This is a genomic window from Bradyrhizobium sp. GW821-FHT13H05 (assembly GCF_058804065.1).
Genome location: NZ_JBXAPO010000008.1, coordinates 97961 through 123238, shown reverse-complemented (window position 1 = coordinate 123238; position 25278 = coordinate 97961). Strand labels below are relative to the sequence as shown.

At 64.8% G+C, this 25278-nt stretch carries 18 protein-coding genes; 7 read left to right on the top strand and 11 right to left on the bottom strand.

The window, feature by feature from the left end:
* Nucleotides 1-26 precede the first annotated feature (26 nt).
* Nucleotides 27-3476: an indolepyruvate ferredoxin oxidoreductase family protein gene (locus AC1RR3_RS23935; protein ID WP_492825556.1), complete on the bottom strand. Its 3450-nt coding sequence runs from the start codon at nucleotides 3474-3476 to the stop codon at nucleotides 27-29.
* Nucleotides 3477-3629: 153 nt separating this feature from the next.
* Here AC1RR3_RS23935 and AC1RR3_RS23930 point away from each other — a divergent pair, with 153 nt between their 5' ends.
* Entirely contained in the window at nucleotides 3630-4085 is a 456-nt protein-coding gene (locus AC1RR3_RS23930) for an Lrp/AsnC family transcriptional regulator (RefSeq protein WP_492825555.1), read from the top strand.
* 143 nt (nucleotides 4086-4228) lie between these two features.
* Here the strand turns inward: AC1RR3_RS23930 and AC1RR3_RS23925 are convergent, their stop codons facing one another.
* From AC1RR3_RS23925 to AC1RR3_RS23915, 3 genes are read right to left on the bottom strand one after another with little or no spacing between them, the layout of a single operon-like run.
* Entirely contained in the window at nucleotides 4229-5014 is a 786-nt protein-coding gene (locus tag AC1RR3_RS23925) for a fumarylacetoacetate hydrolase family protein (protein ID WP_492825554.1), read from the bottom strand.
* 15 nt (nucleotides 5015-5029) lie between these two features.
* Nucleotides 5030-6397 carry an LLM class flavin-dependent oxidoreductase gene (locus AC1RR3_RS23920; RefSeq protein WP_492825553.1) on the bottom strand — a complete coding sequence of 456 codons (1368 nt, stop codon included), beginning with the start codon at nucleotides 6395-6397 and terminating at the stop codon, nucleotides 5030-5032.
* Between the two features lie 19 nt (nucleotides 6398-6416).
* Nucleotides 6417-7469, bottom strand: a complete 1053-nt coding sequence (locus AC1RR3_RS23915; protein WP_492825552.1) for an Ldh family oxidoreductase — start codon at nucleotides 7467-7469, stop codon at nucleotides 6417-6419.
* A gap of 292 nt (nucleotides 7470-7761) precedes the next feature.
* Between AC1RR3_RS23915 and AC1RR3_RS23910 the strand changes: the two genes are divergently transcribed.
* Entirely contained in the window at nucleotides 7762-11877 is a 4116-nt protein-coding gene (locus AC1RR3_RS23910; RefSeq protein WP_492825551.1) for a bifunctional diguanylate cyclase/phosphodiesterase, read from the top strand.
* Here AC1RR3_RS23910 and AC1RR3_RS23905 read toward each other — a convergent pair.
* The 5 genes from AC1RR3_RS23905 to AC1RR3_RS23885 all read right to left on the bottom strand — a co-directional run bounded on the left by AC1RR3_RS23905 (nucleotide 11851) and on the right by AC1RR3_RS23885 (nucleotide 17666).
* The gene (locus tag AC1RR3_RS23905; protein ID WP_492825720.1) at nucleotides 11851-12192 is read right to left on the bottom strand and encodes a hypothetical protein; all 342 of its coding nucleotides are present in this window, start codon (nucleotides 12190-12192) and stop codon (nucleotides 11851-11853) included. The genes AC1RR3_RS23910 and AC1RR3_RS23905 overlap by 27 nt on opposite strands.
* 219 nt (nucleotides 12193-12411) lie before the next feature.
* On the bottom strand, nucleotides 12412-13404 hold the full coding sequence (galE, locus tag AC1RR3_RS23900; protein ID WP_492825550.1) for a UDP-glucose 4-epimerase GalE: 993 nt from the start codon (nucleotides 13402-13404) through the stop codon (nucleotides 12412-12414).
* 19 nt (nucleotides 13405-13423) lie between these two features.
* Entirely contained in the window at nucleotides 13424-14230 is an 807-nt protein-coding gene (locus AC1RR3_RS23895; protein ID WP_492825549.1) for a WecB/TagA/CpsF family glycosyltransferase, read from the bottom strand.
* A complete protein-coding gene (locus AC1RR3_RS23890) occupies nucleotides 14223-16586 on the bottom strand; it encodes an exopolysaccharide transport family protein (protein ID WP_492825548.1) in 2364 nt (787 codons plus the stop codon). The genes AC1RR3_RS23895 and AC1RR3_RS23890 overlap by 8 nt, the downstream gene beginning before the upstream one ends.
* A 279-nt stretch (nucleotides 16587-16865) precedes the next feature.
* A complete protein-coding gene (locus AC1RR3_RS23885) occupies nucleotides 16866-17666 on the bottom strand; it encodes a class I SAM-dependent methyltransferase (RefSeq protein ID WP_492825547.1) in 801 nt (266 codons plus the stop codon).
* 397 nt (nucleotides 17667-18063) lie between these two features.
* On the opposite strand from AC1RR3_RS23885, the gene AC1RR3_RS23880 reads away from it, so the two are divergent.
* Complete coding sequence (locus AC1RR3_RS23880) at nucleotides 18064-19092, top strand: glycosyltransferase family 2 protein (protein WP_492825546.1); 1029 nt, start codon at nucleotides 18064-18066, stop codon at nucleotides 19090-19092.
* A gap of 15 nt (nucleotides 19093-19107) precedes the next feature.
* Here the strand turns inward: AC1RR3_RS23880 and AC1RR3_RS23875 are convergent, their stop codons facing one another.
* Complete coding sequence (locus AC1RR3_RS23875) at nucleotides 19108-20094, bottom strand: glycosyltransferase (protein ID WP_492825545.1); 987 nt, start codon at nucleotides 20092-20094, stop codon at nucleotides 19108-19110.
* Nucleotides 20095-20343: 249 nt separating this feature from the next.
* Between AC1RR3_RS23875 and AC1RR3_RS23870 the strand changes: the two genes are divergently transcribed.
* The 3 genes from AC1RR3_RS23870 to AC1RR3_RS23860 all read left to right on the top strand — a co-directional run bounded on the left by AC1RR3_RS23870 (nucleotide 20344) and on the right by AC1RR3_RS23860 (nucleotide 24090).
* Nucleotides 20344-21411 carry a glycosyltransferase gene (locus AC1RR3_RS23870; protein WP_492825544.1) on the top strand — a complete coding sequence of 356 codons (1068 nt, stop codon included), beginning with the start codon at nucleotides 20344-20346 and terminating at the stop codon, nucleotides 21409-21411.
* Nucleotides 21412-21457: 46 nt separating this feature from the next.
* Nucleotides 21458-22810, top strand: coding sequence for an O-antigen ligase family protein (locus AC1RR3_RS23865; protein ID WP_492825543.1), 1353 nt, complete (start codon nucleotides 21458-21460; stop codon nucleotides 22808-22810).
* Between the two features lie 134 nt (nucleotides 22811-22944).
* Nucleotides 22945-24090 carry a GNAT family N-acetyltransferase gene (locus tag AC1RR3_RS23860; RefSeq protein ID WP_492825542.1) on the top strand — a complete coding sequence of 382 codons (1146 nt, stop codon included), beginning with the start codon at nucleotides 22945-22947 and terminating at the stop codon, nucleotides 24088-24090.
* Nucleotides 24091-24111: 21 nt separating this feature from the next.
* On the opposite strand, the gene AC1RR3_RS23855 is transcribed toward AC1RR3_RS23860, so the two are convergent.
* On the bottom strand, nucleotides 24112-24651 hold the full coding sequence (locus tag AC1RR3_RS23855; RefSeq protein ID WP_492825541.1) for an RBBP9/YdeN family alpha/beta hydrolase: 540 nt from the start codon (nucleotides 24649-24651) through the stop codon (nucleotides 24112-24114).
* Between the two features lie 122 nt (nucleotides 24652-24773).
* On the opposite strand from AC1RR3_RS23855, the gene AC1RR3_RS23850 reads away from it, so the two are divergent.
* A complete protein-coding gene (locus tag AC1RR3_RS23850; RefSeq protein ID WP_492825540.1) occupies nucleotides 24774-25250 on the top strand; it encodes an Lrp/AsnC family transcriptional regulator in 477 nt (158 codons plus the stop codon).
* Nucleotides 25251-25278: the final 28 nt, after the last annotated feature.

Below are 25278 nucleotides of genomic sequence, written 5' to 3'. Positions count from 1 at the left end.
GAGGCTGAGGCCTCACTGGTGCCGCGTCAACCGTGGGCGTGCATCTTTTGCGTTACCGGTGTCGTCAAATTCGTGAGGTGCCGCTCGACCTCGGCCTTCACCTTGGCGATCGCGGTGTCCTTCACCGGTCCGTAGCCACGGATCTCCATCGGAGCTTTGGCGATCGCGACGAGATCCGGCAGATACGCTGCGTCGAGCTGGCCGAGCATGCGTTCGATCAGGCCTTCATACCAAGTGATCAGCTCCCGCTCCGCGCGCCGTTCCCCGGTGTAACCGAACGGATCGAACGGCGTTCCACGCAATCCCTTCAACCGCGCCAGGAGCGTGAGCGGCATCTGGATCCATTGCCCGAAGACACGCTTGCGCGGCCGGCCGCGCGCGTCGTGCTTCGACGGCAGGAATGGTGGGGCGAGATGATACTGGATGCTGAAACCGTCCTCGAACTCGCGTTTGAGCTCGTCGAGGAAACCGCTCTGCATGTGCAGGCGCGCCACCTCGTACTCGTCCTTGTAGGCCATCAGCTTGAACAGGGCGCGTGCGACCGCATCGGTCAGTGCCTCGCTGCTCAGCGGGGCCTCAGCGCCGCGGACTTTCTCGATCATCGCACGGTAGTGTGCCGCATAGGCTTCGTTCTGATAGGCGGTGAGGAAATCGGCGCGGCGGGCGATAAGCTGGTCGAGTGTCTCGGCTTTTGGCGCCTCGTCCGTTTGCGGCAGAAAATCCGGATCGGCAGCAGCGATCCGGCCCCAGGCAAAAGCCTGCTTGTTGCGATCGACCGCAACGCCGTTCAGCTCGATCGCGCGGAGCAGCGCTTGCAGCGAAATCGGCACCAGTCCGCACTGCCAGGCGAAGCCCAGCATGATGATGTTGGCATAGACGGCATCGCCGAGCAGCCGTTCGGCCAGCGCGTTGGCGTTGATGGTGTCGAGATTGTCATTGCCGATGACGCGGCCGATCGCGCGGAGGCGAGCGGGCGAGGCGAGATCGGCGTCGCGGAAGCGGACGACGTCGCCGGTCGGCATCTCCGCGGTGTTGACGGCGGCACGCGTGCCGCGGCGATAGGTGCCGGACGCCTTTGGCGCGGAGCTGACGACGAGGTCGCAGCCGATCAGCGCATCGGCCGCGCCCTGGTCGATGCGGACCTGATGCAGCGCTTCGGGAGACGCAGCGAGACGGATGTAGCTCAGCACCGGCCCGAATTTTTGCGCAAAGCCGGTAAAGTCCAGCACCGAAACGCCGCGGCGTTCAAGATGCCCGGCCATGCCGATCAGCGCGCCGACCGTGATCACACCGGTACCGCCGACACCGGTCACGAGCAAATCGTAGGGCCGGTCGAGCGATGTGGGGGCGGGCAGGGGAAGCGTGGCGGCGCGGCCGACTGCGTCGATCTGGCTTGCGCTCTTCTTCCGGCGCGTGGCGCCTTCAACTGTGACAAAGCTCGGGCAGAAGCCGTTGAGGCAGGAAAAGTCCTTGTTGCAGGACGAGAGGTTGATCTGGCGCTTGCGGCCGAACGGCGTCTCCTTCGGTTCGACGCTGAGGCAGTTGGATTTGACCGAGCAATCGCCGCAGCCCTCGCACACGAGATCGTTGATATAGGCAAAGCGCTTCGGGTCGGCCATCTGCCCGCGCTTGCGCCGGCGCCGCTTCTCGGTGGCGCAGGTCTGCTGATAGATCAGGACGGATACGCCGGGAATGTCGCGCAGCTCGCGCTGCACGGCGTCCATCTCCTCGCGCGGATGGATGCTGACGCCGATCGGCAGATCCGCAGGCGAGAACTGCGCAGGATCGTCCGACACCAGTGCGATGCGCTCCACGCCCTCGGCGCGGACGCTGTGTGCGATGGCATGCACGCTGACAGGGCCGTCGACCGGCTGGCCGCCGGTCATGGCGACGGCGTCGTTGAACAGGATCTTGTAGGTGATGTTGGCCTTGGCGGCGATCGCCTGCCGGATCGCCATCGATCCGGAATGATAATAGGTGCCCTCGCCGAGGTTCTGGAAGATGTGCTTGTTGCCGGTGAATCGCGACGATGCCGCCCAGTTCACGCCCTCGCCGCCCATCTGGATCAGTGATGACGTTTCGCGGTCCATCCAGCTCGCCATGAAGTGGCAGCCGATGCCGGCCAGTGCCTTCGATCCCTCAGGCACTTTCGTCGATGTGTTGTGCGGGCATCCCGAACAGAAATAGGGCGTACGCGTCGCGCCCGGGACATTGATCGTGCGCTCGGCTTCCGGCAGCAGTGCGCCTGCACGCGCCGCGAGATTGAGACCCGGAAACATCGGATCGAGCCGGCGTGCGAGCACGCCAGCGAGCGCGCGCGGCGACAATTCGCCGATCCAGGAGATCAGCCGGGCGCCGGTTTCATCGTGCTTGCCGACCATGCGCTCGGGCTTGCTGCCGGGATAATCGTAGAAATATTCCTTGAACTGGCTCTCGATGATGCCGCGCTTCTCCTCGACCACAAGGATCTCGCGCTTGCCCTTCACGAAATCCATGGCGTCGTGCAGCGCCAGCGGCCAGACCATGCCGACCTTGTAGACATCGATGCCGATGCGGCGGCAGGCGGCCTCATCGAGGCCCATCAGCCGCAGCGCCTCCATCAGATCGAGATGCGCCTTGCCCGTTGTGACGATGCCGTAGGTGGCACTGGGAATATCGTAGATGTGACGGTCGATCGGATTGGCCTTGGCGAAGGCGTAGACTGCGTGCTTCTTTGCCTCTAGCCGCTCCTCGATCTGCGGGCCCGGCAGGTCCGGCCAGCGATAATGCATGCCGCCGGGCGGTGGCGTGAAGTCGGGCGTGTTGAAAACGCGGGACGGACGCAGCGCGACGGAAGCGCCTGATTCCACGATCTCCGAGATCGCCTTGAAGCCGACCCACATGCCGGAGAAGCGGCTCAGCGCGTAGCCATATTCGCCGAACGCCAGATATTCGCCGACATCGGCCGGATGCAGCGTCGGCATGAACCAGCTCATGAAGGCGACGTCGGACTGGTGCGGCATCGAGGAGGACACGCAGCCATGATCGTCGCCGGCGACCACCAGCACGCCGCCATGCGGCGAGGAGCCGTAGGCGTTGCCGTGCTTGAGCGCGTCGCCGGAGCGGTCGACGCCGGGGCCCTTGCCGTACCAGAGCCCGAACACGCCATCGACCTCGCGGTCGGCTTGCGTCTCGACCTGCTGCGAGCCGAGCACAGCGGTTGCAGCAAGATCCTCATTCACCGCGGGGAGGAATTCGATGCGGTCTTGCTTGAGCCGCTCCTGGATGCGCCACAACTCGAGATCGACGCCGCCGAGCGGCGAGCCGCGATAGCCGGAGATGAAGCCGGCCGTGTTGAGGCCGCGCATACGGTCCCGCTTCGCCTGGTCGAGCGCGATGCGGACGATGGCCTGCGTCCCCGTGAGGAAGACGCGGCCCTCTTCGCGGTCATAGCGGTCGGAGAGCTCGTAGGCATCGAGTGATGGAATGGCGTCCATGGCGGACCTCGCGCGGCATCCTGCCGAATGATGGAAGGTTATGCCCGCGACGCTGGTAGGTCTTACCTATTTATCCTGTACGGAATTGATATTCGGTAGAATTTTGCAAAATGCCGACAAATCTGGTAGATTTAGTCGAATTGAGAGGCTTGCATGATTGAAGAGCAGGACGCGCGGATTCTCACCCATCTCCAGAAGGACGGCCGCGCCACCAATCAGCAGCTGGCCGACGAGGTCGGCATGTCCACCTCGGCCTGCTGGCGCCGGGTGCGTGCGCTGGAGGAGAGCGGCGTCATCCAGGGCTATGCGGCCTTGGTCGCGCGCGAGCAAGCGGGCTTTGCGATGTCCGCCATCCTGCACGTCTCACTGGAGCGGCATGACGCGAAGTTCGTCGATGAGTTCGTCGCGCAGGTGACCACGCGGCGCGAGGTGCTGGAGTGCTTTGCGACAACGGGCGATGCCGATTACCATTTGCGCGTCGTCGTGCAGGACATGGCCGCCTACAACAGATTCCTCGACGAATTCATGTTCCGCATTCCCGGCATCCGCTACGTCCGCAGCAACGTGGTGCTGAAGGAGATCAAGACGAGCGTGGCGCTGCCGTTTTGAGATACGGCACCTTTGACTTCGCGGCGTGCGCAACTCTATCTCCTCACCCTGAGGAGCCGCGTAGCGGCCGTCTCGAAGGGCGAGGCCACAGTCGGGCCTTCATCCTTCGAGACGCTTGCTTCGCAAGCTCCTCAGGATGAGGATCACCGCTGCTCTCGCACAAACCTGTTCCGCAACGTGCCCACGCCAGTGATATCGATCTCCACGACGTCGCCGTGCTTGATGTCAGGCGATGCGCCGTCGGTGCCCATCCAGATCACATCGCCCGGCCATAGCGTGAAATACTTGGTCAGCTCGACCAGGAACGGCACGACACCAAAGATCATGTCGTTGGTGGTGAAGCGGTTGGTCTCCGTGCCGTTGACCCGGACGATGGTCTGCATCTTGGCAAGATCGGCCTCGGTTTCGATCCACGGGCCCATCGGCTTGAAGGTGTCGGCGTTCTTCGAACGCCACAGGCTGCGATCGGCCTTTTGCCAGCTGCGTTCGCTGACGTCGTTGCCGATGGTGTAGCCGAACACGCAATCCATCGCGTTCTCTTTGGTGAGGTGCTTTACCTTCTTGCCGATGACAACGACGAGCTCGCCTTCATAGTGGATCTTGTCCGTCGCGAGGGAGGGGATCACGACGTCCTCGTCATGTGCGATCAGCGCGTTTTGCGCGCGATAGCCGATCTCGGGCCTGTCAGGCACGGCCGGCACCTCGCCGCGTTTGTCGGCGGCTTCCTTCAGGTGCTTGAGGTAGTTCAGGCCGACGCAGTAGAACGTGCGCGGGATCAGGGGCAGCTCGATCTTGACGCCGCCAAGCGGATGCGTCCGCGAGGTCCGTTGCCATTCGCCGAAAGGGTCGCCGTCGACCGCGGTGACCTGGTCGCCTTCAACGATCCCCCAGGAGGTCTTGTCCGAGGCGGTGAATTTCAGCCAGCGCATGTGGTGTCCTCGTTGTTATTCCGCGGCATCCCGCGGCTGTACCTTCCAGGCACCGGCGGCGGGCCGCCTCAAGCCGAGATTTTCCCGCAGCGTCTTGCCGCGATAGTCCTTCTGGAACAGCCCGCGGCGTTGCAGCTCGGGCACGACGTGCTGCACGAAATCGGCATAGGAGCCGGGCACGTAGGTGGCGGCGATGACAAAACCGTCGCAGCCGCGCTCGACAAACATCTCCTCCAACTTGTCCGCGATCTCCTTGGGGCCGCCGACCATGGCATCCTGCACCTGGCCGCGGCCGGAGAAGGTGATGAAGTCGCGCGCGCTCGGATTGCTCTTGCCCGAATTCTTCAGCACGCCGTCGCGGATGCCCAGAATACCCTGCATGCTCTTCAGCTCGTCCGTGGTCAGCGGCTCGTCGAGACCCTTGGAGGCAAAATCGTAATTGAGCGCCTCGGCGAGCAGCGACAGGGCGTCGATCTCGAGCGGCAGCTTGTTGATCAGCGCCATCTTGTCCTCCGCTTCTGCCTTGGTCGCCGCGCAGACCGGCGTCGTCAGGTTGCAGAGGAACATCTGGTCGGGATCGCGGCCCGCTTTCGCAGCCGCGTTGCGCACGGCTGCATAGCCCTCCCTGGCGGCGGCGAGGTTGCGCGCGGCGGTGAAGATCACTTCGCCCCATCGGCCGGCAAAGCGTTGGCCCCGGCCGGATGCGCCGGCCTGGATGATCACAGGATGGCCCTGCTGCGAGCGCGGCACGGTGAACGGTCCGCGGGACTTGAAGGCTGGTCCCTTGTGATCGAGCCGCTTCACCCTGGCCGGATCGGCAAAGCGGCCACTTTGCTTGTCCATGATCAGGGCGCCGTCCTCCCAGGTGTCCCAATGGCCGAGCACGACCTCCATGAACTCGTCGGCCTTGTCGTAGCGGGAATCGTGTTCGGGATGGGAGTCGCGCCCCATGTTGAGCGCCTCGCCGTCATTGAGCGAGGTGACGACGTTCCAGCCCGCGCGCCCGCCCGACATCAGATCGAGCGTCGCAAAGCGCCGCGCGACGTCGAAGGGCTCGTAATAGGTGGTCGAGCAGGTCGCGCCAAGGCCGAGCTTCTCGGTGACGAGACCCATCGTGGTCAGCACGATCAGCGGATCCATCTTCACGCAGCGGATGCCGTATTCGACGGTGTGGGCGTGGTCGTTGCCGTAGCGGTCCGGCATCGCCAGGCGATCGTCGAAGAACGCCATGTGGAATTTGCCGGCTTCGAGGATTCTTGCGATCTCCTGATAGTAATCCGCCGACATCGAATCGTCGCGCGAGTCCGGATGCCGCCAGGAGCTTGGCAAGTTCGTGCAGTTCTGTGCCTGAAGGAAGCCGACCAGTACCATCTGCCGCGTCATGCTGTTCTCCAAGAGTCCGTCAGGCCAGATCGAGCACTGTGTCGAGCCGGTAGTCGTGCGCCAGCGCGCGCAGCTTCTCCCAGGTGGCATCCTCGATCTCGATGCCGTCGCGCAGGCGCTGCTGCTCGCGCACGCCCTCGATCTCGCCGGGATAGTAGACGCCCGTGCTGCCCTCGGAGGGTGGGGTCGATTTCAGATAGCGCGCGAATTCGGCGACCTCGCGCTTGAATTCCTTCAGCGGGCGGAAGGCGGCGACGTTGAACACCGCCATGAAGCAGCCGTCATTGTGCCGCCCCGTAGGCTCGACGCCAAAGCCGAGGCCGGTGAGCAGCCCGCACAGCACCTCGACCATGGCGGCAAGGCCGCTGCCCTTGTAGCCCTCGGTGCCTCCGAGCGGCAGCAGCGCGCCGCCCTTGCGATATTGGGTGGGATCGGTGGTGTGGCGTCCCTCGGCGTCGATGATCCATCCCGTCGGGATTTCCTCGCCGCGGGCGACCGCGAGCTGGATCTTGCCGGCCGCGACCGCCGAGGTCGCCATGTCCAGATAGAACGGCGTATCGAGATCGGACGGCACCGCGATCGAGATCGGATTGGTGCCGAGCCGCGGCTCCTTGCCGCCAAATGGCGCCACGTGCTTCGGCGAGCGTCCGGAGTCCGCCGTCGCGATCCCGATCATGCCTTCACGCATCGCCATCAGCGGATAGGCGGCGAGGCGGCCGACATGGCTCTGCCGGAACACGGTGCAGGCGGCGACGTTGGCCGTCTTCGCCTTCTCGATCGTCAGCGCCATCGCCTTGGCATTGACGTGAAAGCCGAAGCCCCAATGGCCGTCGATCACGGTCGTGGTCGGCGATTCCTGGACGATGGTCCATGTCGCGCCGGGAACGATGTGCCCGGCCTTGATGCGGTCGATATAGGTGGGAACCGCAATGACACCGTGGGAATCGTGGCCGGCGAGATTGGCGTTGACGCAGCCGGTCGCGACCGCATCGGCCTCTTCCTCGGAAGCTCCGGCGGCGCGAAGCAGCGCGGCGCTGATGCGCGTGAGGCGGTCGGCCCTGACGATCGGCATGGCGTTTCCCCCGGTCTCGCCCTTGGTGGGCGTTGTTGGGGGCCATCGTCTCAAAGCGCAGGACCGATATCAACGTCCCGTAAACCAATACAGGGCTGCAAATTCGTAAAGAGAACGCGCCTTTGGTCGAAGATTTGTCCCGGGCAGCGGTATTTTCGACAGTTTGGCGTGGGTCGTTCGCAGCTCGTTCACTGTGATCGACGGTTTGCGGCGCGCAATAACGACCACTTAGGCGATGGCCGTTCATAACGTACCCGGGAGAATTAGGCAGAAATGCCCGGGAGTTGAGATCGTGCCGACGACACTCGCGCGCACCTTTGCGGCGTTGAGCGCCATCAACGAAGCGATCCTCTACGCGAAATCGCCGGACGAGCTGTACCAGAAGGTCTGCGACGCCGGGTTTTCGAGCGGGGACTTTTTGGCCGTGGCCGTGTTCCTGGTGGGACCGGACGGGCGGCGGCTCCGTTTTGCCGCCGGCTGCGGCGACGACATCGCGCGGCTGCGCGCGATCGAGATCACCACGGATGCCGGTACGCCGGAAGGATCGGGCGTCGGCGGCGAAGCATTTCGCGATCAGAAGCTGTGCGTCAGCAACGACTATCTGAATGATCAGCGCTCGCTGGCGTGGCGCGAGGGGGCCGCCAGGGCCCGTATCGGCGCGGCTGCGGCGCTGCCGCTGCTCTGCAACGGCAAGAGCGTCGGCGTGCTGTTCGTGACCCGCCGCGAGGCCGGTTCGCTGAACGAGCAGATGGTGTCGCTGTTCGAGCGCATGTCGGCCAACATTTCCTATGCGCTGGACAATTTCGCGCGTGAGACCGCGCGGCAGACCAGCGAGCGAGCGACGCGGCGGCTCAACCGCATGTTCGGCGCGCTCAGCGCAACCAACGAAGCCATCCTGCGCGCCAAGACCGAGCAGGAATTGTATCAACTGGTGTGTGACGCGTCCGTGCACGGCGGCAAGTCGCTGGCGACCTTCGTCCTGCTGAAGGAGCAGGATTCGCACTGGTTGAAGCCTGTCGCCGGCACCGGCGAGAATTTGGAGATCGTGGCCCGGACCCATTACTCCGTCGATCCCGAGAACCCCTATGGCCGCGGCATCTCCGGCCAGGTCTTTCGCTCACAGAAGCCCCATATCGAGCGCGACCTCGCGCGTCACACCAAGGGAACGCCGTGGGAGCAGGCCAATATCAATACTGGCGTTGCCGCCTGCATCGCGGCTCCGCTGATCCAGCATGGCCAAAGCATCGGCGTCATCCTGTCCTTCCTCAGCCCGTCCTGGGCGAGTGACGAGGAGATCGTCGCGCTGACCCTGCGCATCGCCGAGAATGTCTGCTTCGCCATCGACAATTTCGACCGTGAGGCGGAGAAGGCGCACATTGCTGCCGAGGAAGAGCGTCTGGCGCGCATGTATGCGGCGCTGAGCGCGACCAACGAGGCGATCTTGCGGGCGCGCTCGCGGGCCGAGCTGTTCGACCTCGTCTGCGAAGCGACGGCGAAAGGCGCCAAGTTCACCTCGGTCACCGTCGCACTCGTCGACCACCAAACGGAGCTGCTCCCGGTTGTCGCGTGCTACGGGCCGAACGCGGATACGGTGCGTGCTTTCAAGTTCTCCACCTCGGACCAGGTGGCCGAGGGGCGGGGGCTGACGGGAACCGCCTTCCGCACGCGCCAACCCTGCATCAGCAACGATGTGCTGTCCGACGACCGGATCGCGCCTTGGGTTGCCAATGCCCGCCGCAACGGCATCGGATCCTCCGCGGCGCTGCCGCTGTTCAACGGTGATCGCGTTGAAGGGATATTCCTCTTCAATTCGCCGGAACGCGGCACATTCACGCCCGAATTCGTTGAGCTGCTGCAACGCCTCCAGGCCAATGTCGCCTTTGCGCTCGAGAATTTCGATCGCGCGGACGAGAAGGCGAAGGCGGAGATGCAGCGCAATCGCCTGCGCGGCATGCTCGAGGCGCTGAGCGCGACCAACGAAGCAATCATGCGCGTGAAGACCCGCGCCGAATTGTTCGAGGCGGTCTGTGAAGCAGCCGTGCTCGGCGGCACCTTCACGTCTGCCACCATCGCCATGGTCGATCCGGCGGGGCATTATCTCGACATCGTCGTCACCAAGGGCGAATGTCGCAGTCACGCCAAGAATTGGCGTTTCGCGACGTCCGCGGATGAACCCGAAGGGCGGGGGCTCGCCGGCACCGCATTCCGCACCAAGGCGCCTTGCGTGGCGAACGAGCTCCTCACCGACGTTCGTGCGACGCACTGGCGCCATATCGCGCGGGATCATGGCACGAAGTCGGGCGGCTGTTTCCCTCTGATGAAAAACGGCACCGACGCCGTCGGTATCCTCCTGTTCCTCTCGCCGGATGGAGGAACGTTCACGCCTGACCTGATCCAATTGCTGGGGCGGCTGGCGGAAAATGTCTCCTTTGCGCTGGACAATTTCGACCGGGCCGAGGAGCGGGCGCGAACCGAAGCGCAGAAGGAGCGCCTGACGCGCATGTTCGCGGCGCTGAGCGATACCAACGAGGCGATCGTTCGGGCCAAGTCGCGCACCGAGCTGTTCGAGCTGGTATGTCAAGCCGCGTCCACCGGCGGCAAGTTCACCTCGACGACCATTGCACTTGCCCGCGCCGACAGCGATCAGCTTGCGATCGTTGCGACCGCGGGGCCGTCTGCAGAAACCACAAGGAACGTTCGTCTTTCCGTTGACGCCGACCGGCCCGAGGGCCGCGGCATGAGCGGCACGGCGTTCCGAACCCGTCAGCCCTGCATCAGCAATGATTATGTCAACGACAGCCGGGTGAGCGCCTTCCATGCCGTCGTGCAAGGCGACGGCGCGCGCTCGGGCGCAGCGTTCCCGCTGATTACGCACGACAAGGCCGTCGGCGTCATGATCTACATGTCGACCGATCAGGAGACCTTCACCTCCGAATTCGTCGAGCTGTTACAGCGTCTCGCTGACAATGTCTCCTTTGCGATGGAGAATTTCGATCGCGCCGACGAGAAGAACCAGGCTGACGAGCGGATCGAGTATCTCGCCTCGCACGACAGCCTGACAGATCTGCCGAACCGCGAGACCTTCAACGGGCTGCTGCGCGAGGCGATCGCCACCGCGCAGCGCCACGATCATCGCTTTGCGGTGTTGTTCATCGATCTCGACCGCTTCAAGGTCATCAACGATTCACTGGGCCATGAGGCCGGCGACCTGCTCCTGCTCGAAGTGGCGAAGCGGTTGCGCGGTGCGCTGCGGGCGAGCGACGCGGTGGCGCGTCTCGGCGGCGACGAGTTCGTGGTGATCCTCGACCAGTGCGGCGAGATCGACGATGTCCAGCGTATCGCTGCCGGGCTTCTGACGGCCCTTGCCGAGCCGATGGAGCTGGCCGGGCACGAGTGCCATACCACGGCCTCGATCGGCATCGCGATGTATCCGGCCAACGGCTCCGATGCGCAGACGCTGACCAAGAACGCCGACATGGCGATGTATCTCGCCAAGGAAGACGGCAAGAACGGCTACCGCTTCTTCTCCAAGGAAGTAAAGACGCAGTCGATCGAACGGCTGTCGCTCGAGAGCGCGCTGCGCCGCGCGCTGGAACGCGAGCAATTCACGCTGAACTACCAGCCCAAGGTGGACATGGAGACCGGCCAGATCACGGGCGTGGAAGCGCTGCTGCGCTGGGCGCATCCCGATCTCGGCAACGTCTCGCCGGCACAGTTCATTCCGCTTGCGGAAGAGACCGGACTGATCGTGCCGATCGGCCGCTGGGTGGTGAAGGAGGCCTGCGCGCAGGCGATGGTCTGGCAGCGCCGCGGGCTGCTGCCGGTGTCGATGGCGGTGAACCTGTCACCGCGGCAGTTCGCCGACGAACACCTGTTGCAGGACGTCGACGAGGCGCTGGCGGCCTCCGGCATGTCGCCGGTGCTGCTCCAGCTCGAGGTCACCGAGAGCATGATGATGCGCAATGTAGGGCGCGCGCTCAAGGTGCTCGACGCTATCCAGAGCCGCGGCATCCGTCTTGCCATCGACGATTTCGGCACCGGTTATTCGTCGATGTCGCTGATGAAGCACTTCCCGATCGACACGATCAAGATCGATCGCTCCTTCGTGCGCGACCTGCCGCATGATTCGGAAGACCAGGCGATCGCGCAGGCGATCATCAGCATGGGCAAGGCGCTCGGCATGACCGTCGTCGCCGAAGGCGTCGAGAACGCCGAGCAGGAGGCGTTCCTGCGCAGCCATGGCTGCGACGAGATGCAGGGCTTCCTCATTTCGAAGCCGTTGCCGGCAAAGCAGATGGCCGAGCTGCTGCGGCCGATGGTTCTGCCGGTCGCGCCGCCGCTTCAGCCTGAGCCGGACCAGGTCGCGGACGAAGGCGCTATGTCACGGTTGAAACGCGCTGTCGTCTGACGGCTGCGGGTGCAGCTCGCGGACCTCGTGGTCTGCGCTCTCGGCCTTGCTCGGAAAATCCTGCGGTCCCGTCAGCGAGGTTTGCTCGACGAACAGTGAGAGGATCGTGCGCGCACCGTCGGCGAAGCTCCCGCCCTCGTTCAAGCCGAGTTCGGCGCACCATGTGCAGCTCATCGGCTCCTGGTCGTCGACCACCGCCATGGCAGGACCCCACCACCAGGCAGGCGCAGGCGAGCGCTCGTCCTCGGGCACGACATGCCAGCGGACGAACTCATCCATCACGCGCTCGAACTCCAGGCGTGCAGCCTGATGCATTGAATCGATACTCCCGGAATCCACGCCTGAAGACAGGCCGTCATCGTGGCCTTGACGCTCGGAAAAATCGGCTCGCGCCAAATAGGCCGGGCCATGCATACCGACATCGTCGTCGGCCATGCCTGAAATGCGGCCGTCGGCGATACGCCAACGGCGGCAGCGAATACCCATTCTAGCCGCTTGGAGGCACGGCAGGCAAGGTACGGATGTTACGGTTGCTTAACGCGCCCTGAGCGGATGCGCCTTCTGGTGCCAGGCCCAGGCGGTCCGGATCACGGTCGCGAGGTCGGAATGACGCGGCACGAAATTAAGAACTTTTCGCGCGGCCGAGGCGTCGGCGACCAGATAAGTGGGATCGCCGGCGCGCCGCGGCTTGACGGTGTGCGGCACCTCGCGCCCGGTCTCCTGCCTGATGGCGTCGAGGATCTCACGGACCGAGAAGCCGGAGCCGGTGCCGAGATTGTAGCTGCCGCCGGCATGTCCCGTTTCCAGCAGCTTCAGCGCCGCGACATGCGCGGCGGCAAGGTCGGTGACATGGATGTAGTCGCGGATCGCGGTGCCGTCGGGCGTGTCGTAGTCGTCGCCGAACACCGCGAACTCGACATGGCCCTGGAGCGCCATCATGGCGCGCGGGATCAGATGGGTCTCGATGTCGCGCAGCTCGCCGATTTCGCCTGAGGGATCGGCGCCGCTGGCATTGAAATAGCGCAGGCAGAACGCGCCGAAGCCGTAGGCCGCGCGATAATCGGCGAGCATGCGCTCGATCATCAATTTCGACGCCCCATAGGGATTGATCGGCGCGCAGGGGAAGTCTTCGGGCAGCTCCTTGGAATCGGCATTGCCGTAGACGGCACCGGTCGAGGAGAACACGATGCGATGGCAGCCGGCGTTGCGCATCGCCTGGAGTAGCGACAGCGTGCCCTGGACGTTGTTGATGTAATATTTCTGCGGGTCGGTCATGGACTCGCCGACGAGACTGGCGGCCGCGAAATGCATCACCGCCGCGACCTTGTGCTCGGCGAAGGCGCGCGCCAGCGCCGCGCCGTCGAGCAGATCGCCCGTCACGAGGGGCCCGGAAACGAAGCTGCGATGACCTGTCGAGAGATTGTCATAAACGACGGGCTGATAGCCGGCGGCGGTCAGTGCGCGGCAGGCATGCGAGCCAATATAGCCCGCGCCTCCTGTGACGAGGACAGTCGGTCGGTCGGTCATGTCGTATTCTACTCTTCTCTCAGCGATTGAAGGGCCGTTTGCTTCTGAAGAGAAGATAGAGCGCGCGAGGGTTGGTGGTCAAATAGCGCCAGAGCAGGCGGCGCGGCTCCAGCCAGGTGCGCCATGCCCATTCAAGGCCAATATTCTGCATCCATTGCGGCGCGCGGGATCGGCTGCCCGATAAAAAGTTGAACAGCCCGCCAGATGTCTTGATAACGCCAACATTGGTCATCAGCGGCGTGTATTCCTCGACAAATGCCTGCTCGTTGGGCACGCCGAGCGCCACCCACAGGTAGTCGGGAGCGAGCGCGTTGATCTCCTCGACTTTCGCGCGCAGGGCCTCGCCGCGCAGATAGCCATGACTGTGCCCGACGATCTTCAGGTTCGGATACATCTTCTGGACGTTCGCAACCGCCGCGGCATTTTCGTCCTCGCTGGCGCCAAGCATGTAGAAGGTGCGGCCGACCGCTTCGGCCTTGCGTGCGACGACGTGGAACAGGTCGGTGGTTGCGACGCGCTCGGGCAGTGGAAACCAGGATTGCAGCTTCGAGGCCGCCACCAAGGGCTGGCCATCAGCGTTGATGAGGTCGGCGCCGCGGAACAGGCGTTCGGTCTCTGGCTCGGTCGAGCAGCGCGCCAGCACCTCGCCATTGGCCGAGGTCAGATGCAGCGGACGGCCGATGCGGTGACGCGGATCGGTGGCCTCGATCATGAAATCGGCGGTCGCTTCAAGGTCGAGTGCGGCCATGCGAAGGCCTCCGACGGTGATCCGCGGCACGTCGGCGGTTGCGGCCCGGCCGTCCAGATTGATGCGGCGCTCAAGCATATTGTCTGCCTCGCTGGCGCGCTTGGGTTGCGGGAGTGAGTTCGTCGAGCACGACGCCGACGAGCTTGCGCTCGGCGCGGCCGAGCGTGTTCAGGATTTCTTCAAGGCTGTCGTTGATGTCGAGGCTGGTCGGCAGCACCGCCACCAGCGCGTCGGTGTCGTCGAGCAGCTTGCGGCTGCTGGCCGAGAGCGGCATCGCCGGGCCGTCGAGGATCACGAGGTCGTAGCCGCCGGCGGCGCGCGCCTGCGCAATCGCCTTGCGGATGGCCTCAGTCGCCTTGCCGGCGTCGCCTTCGGCAGCCGGCAGCACCGAGATGCCGTTGACCGTCTTGATCTCGCGCGCGGCCTTGCTGCCGATCGAGAGCCAGCCGCGTGCGCTCGGCTCGCTCTTGCCGGCGCGATTGACCTTGTTCGAGAGTGGATGTGCTTGATGGTCGGCATCGATCATCAGCACGCGGGCGCCGTCGCGCGCCGCGGCGAGCGCGAAATTCAGCGCGGTCACGCTGCGCCCGGTGGTCTCGCCGGTACCGAGCAGCGCAATCACCGGCATCGCCTTGCCGCCGGCACGCCGGGCCAGGGCTGCGCGCATGTCGCGCCAGGCATTGAGCAGGCTCGTCAGGGGGAAGCCGGGGCGCAGCGTCGGCCAGCCCAGGCGCGTCAGGTCGACGCCGCCGCCGGTGGCGAGAATGGCGCCGAGCGTGTGGATGACGTCGGCTTCCTGGAGGCGCGCGATCAGCGGCTTTTCGATCAGGGGCCTTTCGACCATCGCGGGTTGCAGCGGTGGCGCGGCAAGTTCCGGTGGGGCTTGCGCAACTTCCGGGGCGCGCGAAGCCGGTTGAGGCCGGGCAGTCTCTGCAGCCCGAATCGTCTCCGGAGCTCGGGGAGCTTGCGGCGCCGGCGTACGTTCACGGCGAGCCGGCGTCGGCGCGCCGGCGAACAGCAGCTCGGCCGCGACGAACCAGCTTGAAGCGGCGAGCGCACCGAAGACGAAGCCGATCATGGCGAACAGGCTCATCCCCGGCGGGAACGAGCGCCGCTGCGGCACGGTCGCCTCGCCGATGACGCGGGCCGCCGAAGTGTTGAGCGTCTCCTGCTCCTCGGTCTCGCGCGAGCGCTTGAGGAAGGACTGATAGACATCGCGGCTGGCATCGGCCTCGCGCTCGAGCTCGCGCAGGCGCACGGAGGCCTGGCTGAGCTGGACGCTCTGCCGCTTCTGCGCTTCCAGCGCCCGGTTGAGCGAGGCTTCAAAGTCGCGGGCGCGCGTCAGATCGTTCTTGGCCGACTGGGCGAAGCGATCGATCTCCTCGCTGATGGTGCGCTTGAGATCCTCAACCTGCTTCTCGGTCTGGCGCAGCGCCGGATGGCGCGGGCCGAGCTCGCCGGTCTGCTCCGCATATTTCTTGCGCGCGTCGGCATATTGCGCGCGCAAATTCGCGATGGTTGGTGATTGCAGCGCCTCGGGGATCGCGCCTGCATCGGCTGCCGTGCGCCGGCTCGCCTCGATCTGGTCGAGCCGCGCCTGCGCGTCCATCGTTGCCGCGCGGGCCGCGGAAAGCCGCTGGTTGCTGCTGGAGAGCTGCTGGTCGCTGATCAGCGCGTCCTGGGTGCCGACGAAATTGTTCTGGGCCTTGTAGGTGGCAAGCGCAGTCTCGGCGTTGCGCAGCCGCTCGCGCAGCTCCTTGAGGCGGCCGGACAGGTCGCTGGTGGCGCGCCGTGCGGCCGAAGCCTGCGAGTTGCGGGATTCCGCAAGGTAGGCGGTGGTCAGCGTGTTGGCGAGCATCGCCGCCTTCGCCGGATCGGTCGACCAGACCTCGATGTCGACGATGAAGCTCTTCTCGGTCTTGCGGATGGTGATGTGCCGGTTCAGCGCCTCGAGCGCCCCAAGCTGCACCTCCTTCGTCTCCGCGGCGGAGGGCGCGCGGGGCTGAAGGCCGATCAGGCCGAGCAGCGACGACATCAGCGTTTTGGCGTCGCCGCCGCCGCCGAACTCGGGATCCTTGTCGAGACCGGCCTGCTGGATCACCTGGAGCAGCACGCTGTTGGAGGTGATCAGGCGCGCCTGGCTCTCCACCACCATGGACATGCCGGAGACGTCCTGCGCGCGCGGCGTGAGCTCGCGATCGACGAGTTGAAGCTCGCGCGGGTCGACATAGAGCTGGGCGGTGGCGGTGTAGCGGGGCGTCAGGCTCTTGCCGGCGGTGACGGCAAGCGCCGCGCCAAGCAGGGCGGCTGCCGCAATCGCGATCTTGCGGCGCCAAAGCAGATTGACCAGCTGCAGCACGTTGAAGCCGGCTTCAAGCCTCTGCTGCGGGCCCTCCGGTCTGGCCCGATCTATCGGCTGGTTATAGTCAAGCATGATCCCCAGCTTCCATTCCAACTGCCGCGGGCTGAGGGGCTACTCTTCGCTTTACGCCACGCACCCGGGATATAGGTGCCCAATCAACGCAACAGGGAAAATTAACCATACCCGTTGAGGGACTATTCACCGAAATGGCAAACAAAGCGTTTAAGCGCAGGCCAGCCTTCGACGCGTCGCAGTGACGCTGAAGTCCCCCAGAGATTAACGGTTCGTTACCGCGCGCAGCGCGGCCGCGAAGCTTCGCTTGTCGCTCGATGAGCTTCGCGTGCATGGTCTTCAGCTTTTCCGCAGGATGACGTGATAGTCGCCGCGGCGGACGTCGGTCCCGCGCGGCAGCACGGCGTTCAGCACGGCGGCGCCGGCATCGACCAGGGCCGCGAACAGCGGCTTGCCCCGGCGCATCTCGGGATAGCGCGGGCTCTCGACCTCGCGGCGATAGATCATCTCAAGGCCGTTGGCGGATGCGAATGCTTCGAGCTTGGGCAGCGTCACCAGCGGATGGAAGAAGGTCGGGAACGGCGGCTCGCCGGGCAGGCCGGCATTCTTGATGCCGCGGATGTGCCGGTAGAACCAGACGTGGAACCAGTGCGGCGAGTATTTGGTGACGACGCCGGACAGCGAGCGCGGATTGGGCGCGCCGATCAGGATCATCCCGCCGCGCTTGAGCGCGTCGCGGAAATTCAACAGGGCAGACTCAACGTCGGGAAGATGCTCGATCACATTATAGCAGATGACGAGATCGAAGCTTTCGGCGGCGAAGCGGTAGGTCTGCACGTCGCCGAGGATGGCCTCGTCCGCGTAATTGTTGTTCTTGACCTGATCCTCGTCGATATCAACGACGGTGACGTGGCTGCGGCTCAGCAACTCCGTCGGCAGAAAGCTGCACGAGCCGCCGCCGGCTTCATAGATGGCGAGCCGGCCCTGCGGCAGTTCGCGGCGTAGCAGATCATGAACGGCAAGAAGGCTGTCACGGGCTTCGCCGGGGACGAGATCGAGCAGCGCCTGGGTGTGTGCAGTGGCTGCAGGGGCGTTGATCGCCGTGGCTGTCTTGAAATCGATCGTGGCTGGCTTGTTCATATTTTCTGACCGCGCTTGTTCGACTCAAATTTACAGGAAAAATCTCGCCTATCCGAAGAGCAAATCTGATGCCGCGGCGCTTCACCGGTCGCGGTGCTTACGGTCGGGTTAATACGCACCGGCATTAACTACGGCATTGTCCGCATCGCGCCGTCGGCCGACGATGGACTGCGAATTGCAGTACCATGCGCGTATGGATTTGCAGGGGAAACACGCGAAAGCGGTTAAGCGTATGACAGAGAGCGGGCATTGCCGAGAGAGCCGCGAGGAGATGCCGCTTTGCGCCGCGACCCGGCCGTTCACTTTGGTACGCGTCTGTCCCGTTGCGCTGTGCCGTCGCGGGACAGCGCGACCCGACGCAGGGCTTTTTCAACATATCTCGGGCATTTAGGACGCCATGACATTGATCCCGACAGACCTGTCCGCGAGCCGGATCTCGGATGCCGTACGCGATCCCGATCGCGAGATTGTGACGAGCTCGCGCGTCATCGATCTGTCGGTCGGTATCGTCGTCTGCATTCCCTGCTTCCGCCGTCCGCAGCATCTGCGGCTGACGCTGGACTCGCTCGCGAGCCAGCGCACCCCGCGCTCCTTCGCCGTGGTCATGGTCGAGAACGACGCGGCAGGGCGCGAGAGCGCGCCGGTCGCCGCGGAGTATCTGGCCGACGGCAGGCTCCAGGGCGTTTGCCTCGTCGAGAAACGGCAGGGCAATTGCCAGGCGATCAACGCCGCGTTCGAGACGGCGCAGGCGCTGTTTCCCGCCGCGACCCGCTTCCTGATGATCGATGACGACGAGATCGCCTCGCCCGACTGGCTCGAACTGATGGTTCGCACCGCGGAGGCGACCGGCGCCGAATTGGTCGGTGGGCCGGTGCTGCCGGTGTTCGACGACGACAGCAAGCCCTGGCTTGCGCGTCACCCCGCCTTCTGTCCCGCCTACGACTACACCGGCGCGGTGCCGCTGATCTACGGCTGCGGCAACTGCCTGATCACGCGTACGGCGTTCGACCGGCTCGGCAGCCCGGCCTTCGACCTGCGCTTCAATTTCCTCGGCGGCGGCGATTGCGACTTCTTCGTGCGCTGCCGCGATGCCGGCATGATCTTCCACTGGACGGCCGAGGCCGTCATTACCGAGACGGTGCCGCAGAACCGCACCAGTCTCGGCTGGATCGCAAAGCGCGGTCTGCGCATCGGCGCGATCAACTATCGTGTGCAGTACAAGGCCGCGCAGGGCGTATTGGCGCGCGTGCGGGTGTTTGCGCAGATGCTCGGGCGGCTGCCGCTGTCGCTGCTGCGCGCGGCCCGCCTGCTCGTGACATCGAAGGCCGTCGTCGCGATGCATCCCGTGATGGTCGCGTTGGGCTCCATGCTGGCAGCATTCGGCTTCGCACCGAAGCCTTATGAAGCCTCGAAAATCGTATCCTGAGTTTGCTGACGGGGACTAGATGCCCAAGCGGGCGAGGGCGACTCTGACCGCGGCGCGCGGCAGCGCTTTGAGCGAGCGTCGGCCGACCATCCCGAGATAGCCGAAGGCCTGGCGATATCGGCCGAAGCGAACCGCCTGCATCGCCGAATAAGTGACGAGATGAATCTCGGCGGCCTGGCGCAATCCCGCCGCAGTGCCCTCGGGCAGTCTCGCCAGGATCAGCCCGTCGTCGAAGATCCGCGCCACCGCCGGGAAGAAATCCTGCGGTGTCCGCTGTGCCGCGTTCATGGTGTTGGCCGTGTGCAGGCGATAGTCGAGCAGCAGCCTTGGCGCGAACGCGAACTCGCCGATCGCGGCAAGGCGGCACCAGCAGTGCCAGTCCTCGCAATATCTGAGCGAGACATCGAAGCCGCCGACGGCGCGGAAGGCCTCCACACGCGTGAGCGCGATGCCGCCATTGACGATGAAGTTGCCGCTGGCAAGCCGCACCAGCACGTCGCCGGACGGCTTGCGGCGTCCTTTCAAGAGCTCGCGCCGGCCGATCTGCCGACCCTCGCTGTCGATCGTGTTGTAGTCGCCGTAGACGAGAACGGCGCGAGGCGCACGGCGCGCTGCTGCCAGCAGGGCCGCCACCGCGCCGGGACGCAGGCGGTCATCGGCGTCAAGGAACACGAGCCAGTCGCCGTTCGCATGCCGCGCGCCGAGATTGCGCGCGGACGATACGCCGGCGGATTCGTTCGTCATCAGGCGCAGCCGCGGGTCGGCGACGGCGCGAACGATCGCGATTGTGTCGTCGGTCGAGCCGTCGTCCACGACGATCACCTCGGTGACCTCGTCCTGCGCGAGCGCGCTCGCAATGGTTTCGCCGACATAGGCGGCAACGTTCTTGGCGGGAATGACGACGGACACCGACGCAATCGAGCTGACCGGGAATGGGTCGTGCACGCCCGGCGCGATGGGCGGCGCGGTCGGGAGATCGAGAAGGTCGTCGACGGTGCTCAAGCTGCGGCTCGTCCTTAATGCTCTGTTAACCAGGGCGCATCTGCCGGGCTGGCAAATACCAGCATTCGCAATCTCGGCTGTCGCGGATGATACCCGCATTACGGCCAAATCGTTTCCGGGAAGGCCTGCGCGAAGCCGGTTTCGTCAATTAGCGTTAAGCCCATGGCATTAAGCCTGTCGCTAACTTGCAGCAGTGCGACAGCCGGTCCCATGCGAGAATGCGCGACCAGGCTGCCGCGGATGGATCCAGTGCCCGCAAAGACATTCGACTACGATCCCGACGACATGGTCCTCAACCTGTTCTACGAGGACAAGGACGATCGCTGGTTCCCCGGCGACCGCCATCTGCGGCGCATGGCGCGCCGCATGCTGTTCGGCGAGCCGCGCATGAGCGGCCAGCTGCGTGTGTTCCTCAATCTCTGTGCAGGGCTCGACCGGCTCGGCATCCGCTACCGCGTCAACGATTACGGCTACATCGCGCAGCATCCCGAGGAAGTTGCCTGCATCATCGGCCGCACCTTCCTGCTCGACAAATTTGCGTGGAAGAACCCGATCCTGCTCGGGGTCGCCGCCCACAATCATCCGCTCGACGACCCTGATCTGTTCAAGCGTCTGCCGGTGAAGAAGGTCGTGGTGCCCGGCCCGTGGTACGCCGACATGTACCGGCCGCATTGGCCCGAGACCGAGGCCTGGCCGGTCGGCATCGACACCGACCTCTGGGCGCCGTCGCGCGCCTCGCAAAAGACCGTGGACGTCCTGATCTACGACAAGGTCCACTGGGACCGCGAGCGCTATGCGCCTGACTTGATCGAGCCGGTCCGCGCCAGGCTGCGCCAGGAAGGGCGCTCGTTCACGGAGCTGCGTTACGGCAGCTACAAGGAAGAAGACTATCAGGCCGCGCTGGCGCAATCGCGTGCGATGATCTTCCTGTGCCAGAACGAGAGCCAGGGCATCGCCTATCAGCAGGCTTTGTCTTGCGGCGTGCCGGTGTTCGCCTGGGATCCCGGCGGCCCGTGGCGGGACCCCGATTATTATCCACACCGCGTGCAGTTCGCGCCGGTGTCGTCGGTGCCGTTTTGGGATCACCGATGCGGCACCAAGTTCGCCGACCCCGCGGGGTTCGAGGCGGGCTGGGACGATTTCTGGGCCGGCTGCATCGCCAAGGCGTTCGATCCGCGCGGCTTCGTGCTGGACAATCTCACGCTGGAACAGCGGGCGCTGCAATATTACGAGATCGCGCGAAGCGTGGCACGGCAGCAGAAGGTGTCGGCGACGTCAGGCATGCTGGTTGACGGATGGTTAACGGGGATGGGCTAAGACCTGAGGCTTGCTTCCCGCAGATTCACCAGACCGCACTTGAGCCATGGATCGCAGCTCCGCTGACATGACCGACGTCGAGGCCCGATCGCTCGGCCACGTCCTGCGCGATGGGCTTGCCGGGCTGAATGCCGTGCAGGCGGCGCGCTGCCTCGTCGCGGTGGCCGCCCTGCTCCTCGTGCTGGTGACGCTCGATCCGTTTCCGGACCTGCGCAATCCCGATGTCGCCACTGTCGTCGGCGGACGAATGGCGCTCACCTATGTCTCCTGGGGCCTGCTGGCGGCGATCGCGGTGCTGTTCGTCGCTTCCACGGATGCGCCCTCGCTGAAGAGCCTGGTGACGCCGCTGCATCTTGGCCTCGTCGGCTGGCTGCTGATCAACATCGCCTTCTCCGAGAGCCGCGGCGTTTCGATCCAGCGCTTCGTTCTCGCCGCCAGCGTGACGTCGCTCGCCGTCCTGCTGCCATTGCTGCCGCCGACGCAGCGCAGCTTCAATTTGTGCCTCGGCGGCGCCGCGCTCGTGTTGCTGGTGCTGTGTTATCTTGGCGTCTTCCTCGCGCCGCAATATTCGATCCACACCGCGCTCGACATCACCGAGCCGCAGCTCGCCGGCGACTGGCGCGGCAGTTTTGGCCACAAGAACGTCGCTTCGCCCGTGATGACCATCCTGGTCTATGTCGGCATCTATCTGTCCGCCGTCGGCTCGTTCGTGATGGGGCCGGCGATCGCCGCGCTCACCGGCATCTTCCTGATCTTCACCGGCGGCAAGACCTCGTCGGTGCTGTGCCTTGCGATCTATGCGCTGGCCTCGCTCGTCTACGTCACGCGAAGCCTGTGGCTGAAGCGGCTCATCTGCTTCGTGCCGCTGATCGTGATGAATCTGCTGACGGTCGGCAGCGTCCTGAGCCCAGCGCTGGGATCCATGACGCGGCTGCTGCCGGTCGACCCCACCTTCACCGGCCGTTCCGATATCTGGGAATTTGCGCTCGCGGCCGTCGCCGAAAAGCCCATCATCGGCCACGGCTATGCGGCGTTCTGGGACGATGTGACCGAGCGCCAGACCGCCAAGGGCTCCGAATGGGCGGTGACCGCGGCGCATAGCCACAACAGCTATCTCGACCTCGCCATCACCATCGGCCTGCCGGGCCTGCTGCTGGTCATCCTCATCGTCGTGCTTGCGCCGCTCCGCAATTTCCAGGCGGTCCAGACCCACAATCGCAGCGACGCGCTGGGCAAGCTGTTCCTGACCATCTGGCTGTTCGGCCTGTATTTCGGCACGACTGAAACCTTCCTGCTCGAACGGCAGAACCCGGTCTGGTTCATGTTCGCCCTCGCCGTGGCCGGTCTGCATTTCCTCGCCAGGTTCCAGTGCGTCGAGCAGATGGAACCCGGACCCTGACAGCTTGTCGCAGCTTGCTGATCTGTCGCAGGACAGGACAGTGGTATCGGCTTAACGATAAGCAGCGACGTAACTTGTGGTCCGCGGCAAAACATAATCTATCTGGAAACATTCAGTAACTGCATGCCCCGCGGATGACGTTCCTCAGCGTCGAGCAACCAGATGATCTTGTGTCTAGCGCGTCAGGAATCGCGGTCGATTTCCTGCGCGACTGGCGGCAGGCCGCATTGCGCCTGAATGCCGGCCATCGCACCGCCTTCCAGCATGGTTACTGGCTCGGTGCCTGGTATGAGGCGTTTGCCGATCATGCCCCGCTGATCGCCGTGATCTCCGATGCCGCGACCGGCAGGGACATCGCGGTGGTGCCGATGATGAGCCATGTCAGGCGCGGCATCCGTGTCGTCGAGTTCGCCGATCTCGGGATCTCCGACAACAACGCACCGATCCTGGCATGCGATGCGACACTCGATGCGGCCGATACGCATGCAATCGGTGACGCGCTGGTCGATGCCCTGCGGGCCCTGCCTGACGGCTTCGATCTGTTGCGCCTGAAGAAGATGCCGGCTCATGTCGGCGGCAAGCCCAACCCGCTGGTGTCGCTTGGCCGTATCGGATCCTGCTCGGTCAACGGCAACCTCGTACTCATCGGCGACGACTATGCCGACTATCGGGCCTCGATCAGACGTCTCCAGCTGCCGCGGTGCTGGCGCGTGTTCAGCCGTCTTGGCGACGCTCGATTCGAGATCGCCACCGATGTGGCGCGCGCACGCGAGCTGCTCGATGTGATGGACGTGCAGCAGGAGGAACGGATGAGGCAGCTTGGCTCGCCGTTCGTTCTCAACGACGACGTTCACGCCGGATTCTATCGCGAGGTGGCGCGGCAAGGCGTTGCCGAAGGTTATGCCGTCATCTCGGCACTGGTTTGTGACAAGGGCATCGTTGCGACCACGTTCGGCGTCCGATACGGCGCGACCTATTTCCTGCTGCGCATCAGTCATACCGGCAAGACCTGGGCGAACTTCTCTCCCGGGCTGCTCGTGACCGAACGCACCATGGAGGCGCTGCATGCGCAGGGCGTACGCCGCTTCGATCTCAGCATCGGCAATCAGGACTACAAGCGCCGGCTCGGCGCCGAGCGGGTGCCGCTGACCGATGTCAGCGTCGCGCTGTCCTGGCGCGGAATGCCCTACGCATGGCGCGATCATGCTGCGCAGGGCCTGCGCCGCCACCCCGGGCTCGCCGCTTTTGCGGCGCGGGCGATGGGCAAGGGCGCGCGCTGACAGAAGCCGCCTGTCTCGCCGTCATCGCCGAAGGCCCGCACCAAATGCCTCCAGTAACGCGCGGCCCTGCGGCCAGTCGCCGAGCCCGCTCGACGCGTTGATGTGGCCGAGTGCGCCCGCCACGATCAGGCCTGACTGCCAATCGCGCGCCCGCTGCCGCGTCACTTCGAGATCGCCATAGGGATCATTGGTGCTTGCGATGACCAGCGAGGGAAAGCGTAGCGCGCGGTCCGGGACCGGCTTGAACGTTGCGGCCTCGACAGGAAAATTGACGCCTTCAGGATCGGGGACCGCGACCAGACATGCGCCGGCAATCGCGGAGGGGAAGCGGGCGGCCCAGTGCGCCACTAGCAGGCAGGCGAGGCTGTGGGCGACCAGCACAGGCGGCGTCGCGCAGCGCGCGATTGCCCGCTCCAGCGATTGCTCCCAGTCGGCGAGATCAGGCTGGTCCCAGCTCGCCGGCTGAAATCGCGAGACGCGCGTTTCGGTGCGCTCCCATAGCGTCTGCCAATGGGTCTCTCCGGAGCCGCCGAGGCCGGGCAATGTGATGATGTCGTGCATGGTCGTCCCGTGATATCTGAGGTCACGTCGCAGTGTGACCGATCGCGGTCCTGCCTCACATGGCAAGTCATCGGCGGAATCGACCGTTTGCCGATGATCTCAAGGCGGAATGGAGAATTTTGTTGGATCGCTTCGGGAGCATCGACGCCAAGGACTTGAAGATCCTGGAGGCATTGCAGGCCAACGCGCGCGTGCCGCTGTCCGAGCTCGGCCGTTCCGTCGGGCTGTCCCAGCCGGCCGTCTCCGAGCGCGTCAAACGGCTCGAGGAAGCCGGGATCATCGAAGGTTACGGTGCCCGCATCAACCCGCGCGCCCTCGGGCTCGGCCTGATGGCGCTGGTCCGCCTGCGCACCTCGCATGAGCACATCAAGACCTGCCTCAAACGGTTCAGCGAGATTCCCCACATCATTGAAGTCCATCGCGTGACGGGCGATGACTGCTTCGTGCTCAAGGTGCTCGTCCCGGCGCCGGAAGATCTGGAGACGATCGTGGATCGCATTGCCGGCTTCGGTGCCGTCACGACCTCGCTGGTGCTGCGGAGCGAGCCGGCGCGGCCGATCGGCAAAGACCTCATCAGGAAGAAGACCGAACGCCGTTGAGGCGCAGCCCGCGCGATCGACATGTCAC

What these genes read in the sequence shown, in the direction of transcription:
- AC1RR3_RS23935 (WP_492825556.1), bottom strand. Translation starts at nt 3,476, where the DNA reads ATGGACGCCATTCCATCACTCGATGCCTACGAGCTCTCCGACCGCTAT.
- AC1RR3_RS23930 (WP_492825555.1), top strand. Translation starts at nt 3,630, where the DNA reads ATGATTGAAGAGCAGGACGCGCGGATTCTCACCCATCTCCAGAAGGAC.
- AC1RR3_RS23925 (WP_492825554.1), bottom strand. Translation starts at nt 5,014, where the DNA reads ATGCGCTGGCTGAAATTCACCGCCTCGGACAAGACCTCCTGGGGGATC.
- AC1RR3_RS23920 (WP_492825553.1), bottom strand. Translation starts at nt 6,397, where the DNA reads ATGACGCGGCAGATGGTACTGGTCGGCTTCCTTCAGGCACAGAACTGC.
- AC1RR3_RS23915 (WP_492825552.1), bottom strand. Translation starts at nt 7,469, where the DNA reads ATGCCGATCGTCAGGGCCGACCGCCTCACGCGCATCAGCGCCGCGCTG.
- AC1RR3_RS23905 (WP_492825720.1), bottom strand. Translation starts at nt 12,192, where the DNA reads ATGCATCAGGCTGCACGCCTGGAGTTCGAGCGCGTGATGGATGAGTTC.
- galE (WP_492825550.1), bottom strand. Translation starts at nt 13,404, where the DNA reads ATGACCGACCGACCGACTGTCCTCGTCACAGGAGGCGCGGGCTATATT.
- AC1RR3_RS23895 (WP_492825549.1), bottom strand. Translation starts at nt 14,230, where the DNA reads ATGCTTGAGCGCCGCATCAATCTGGACGGCCGGGCCGCAACCGCCGAC.
- AC1RR3_RS23890 (WP_492825548.1), bottom strand. Translation starts at nt 16,586, where the DNA reads ATGCTTGACTATAACCAGCCGATAGATCGGGCCAGACCGGAGGGCCCG.
- AC1RR3_RS23885 (WP_492825547.1), bottom strand. Translation starts at nt 17,666, where the DNA reads ATGAACAAGCCAGCCACGATCGATTTCAAGACAGCCACGGCGATCAAC.
- AC1RR3_RS23880 (WP_492825546.1), top strand. Translation starts at nt 18,064, where the DNA reads ATGACATTGATCCCGACAGACCTGTCCGCGAGCCGGATCTCGGATGCC.
- AC1RR3_RS23865 (WP_492825543.1), top strand. Translation starts at nt 21,458, where the DNA reads ATGGATCGCAGCTCCGCTGACATGACCGACGTCGAGGCCCGATCGCTC.
- AC1RR3_RS23860 (WP_492825542.1), top strand. Translation starts at nt 22,945, where the DNA reads ATGACGTTCCTCAGCGTCGAGCAACCAGATGATCTTGTGTCTAGCGCG.
- AC1RR3_RS23855 (WP_492825541.1), bottom strand. Translation starts at nt 24,651, where the DNA reads ATGCACGACATCATCACATTGCCCGGCCTCGGCGGCTCCGGAGAGACC.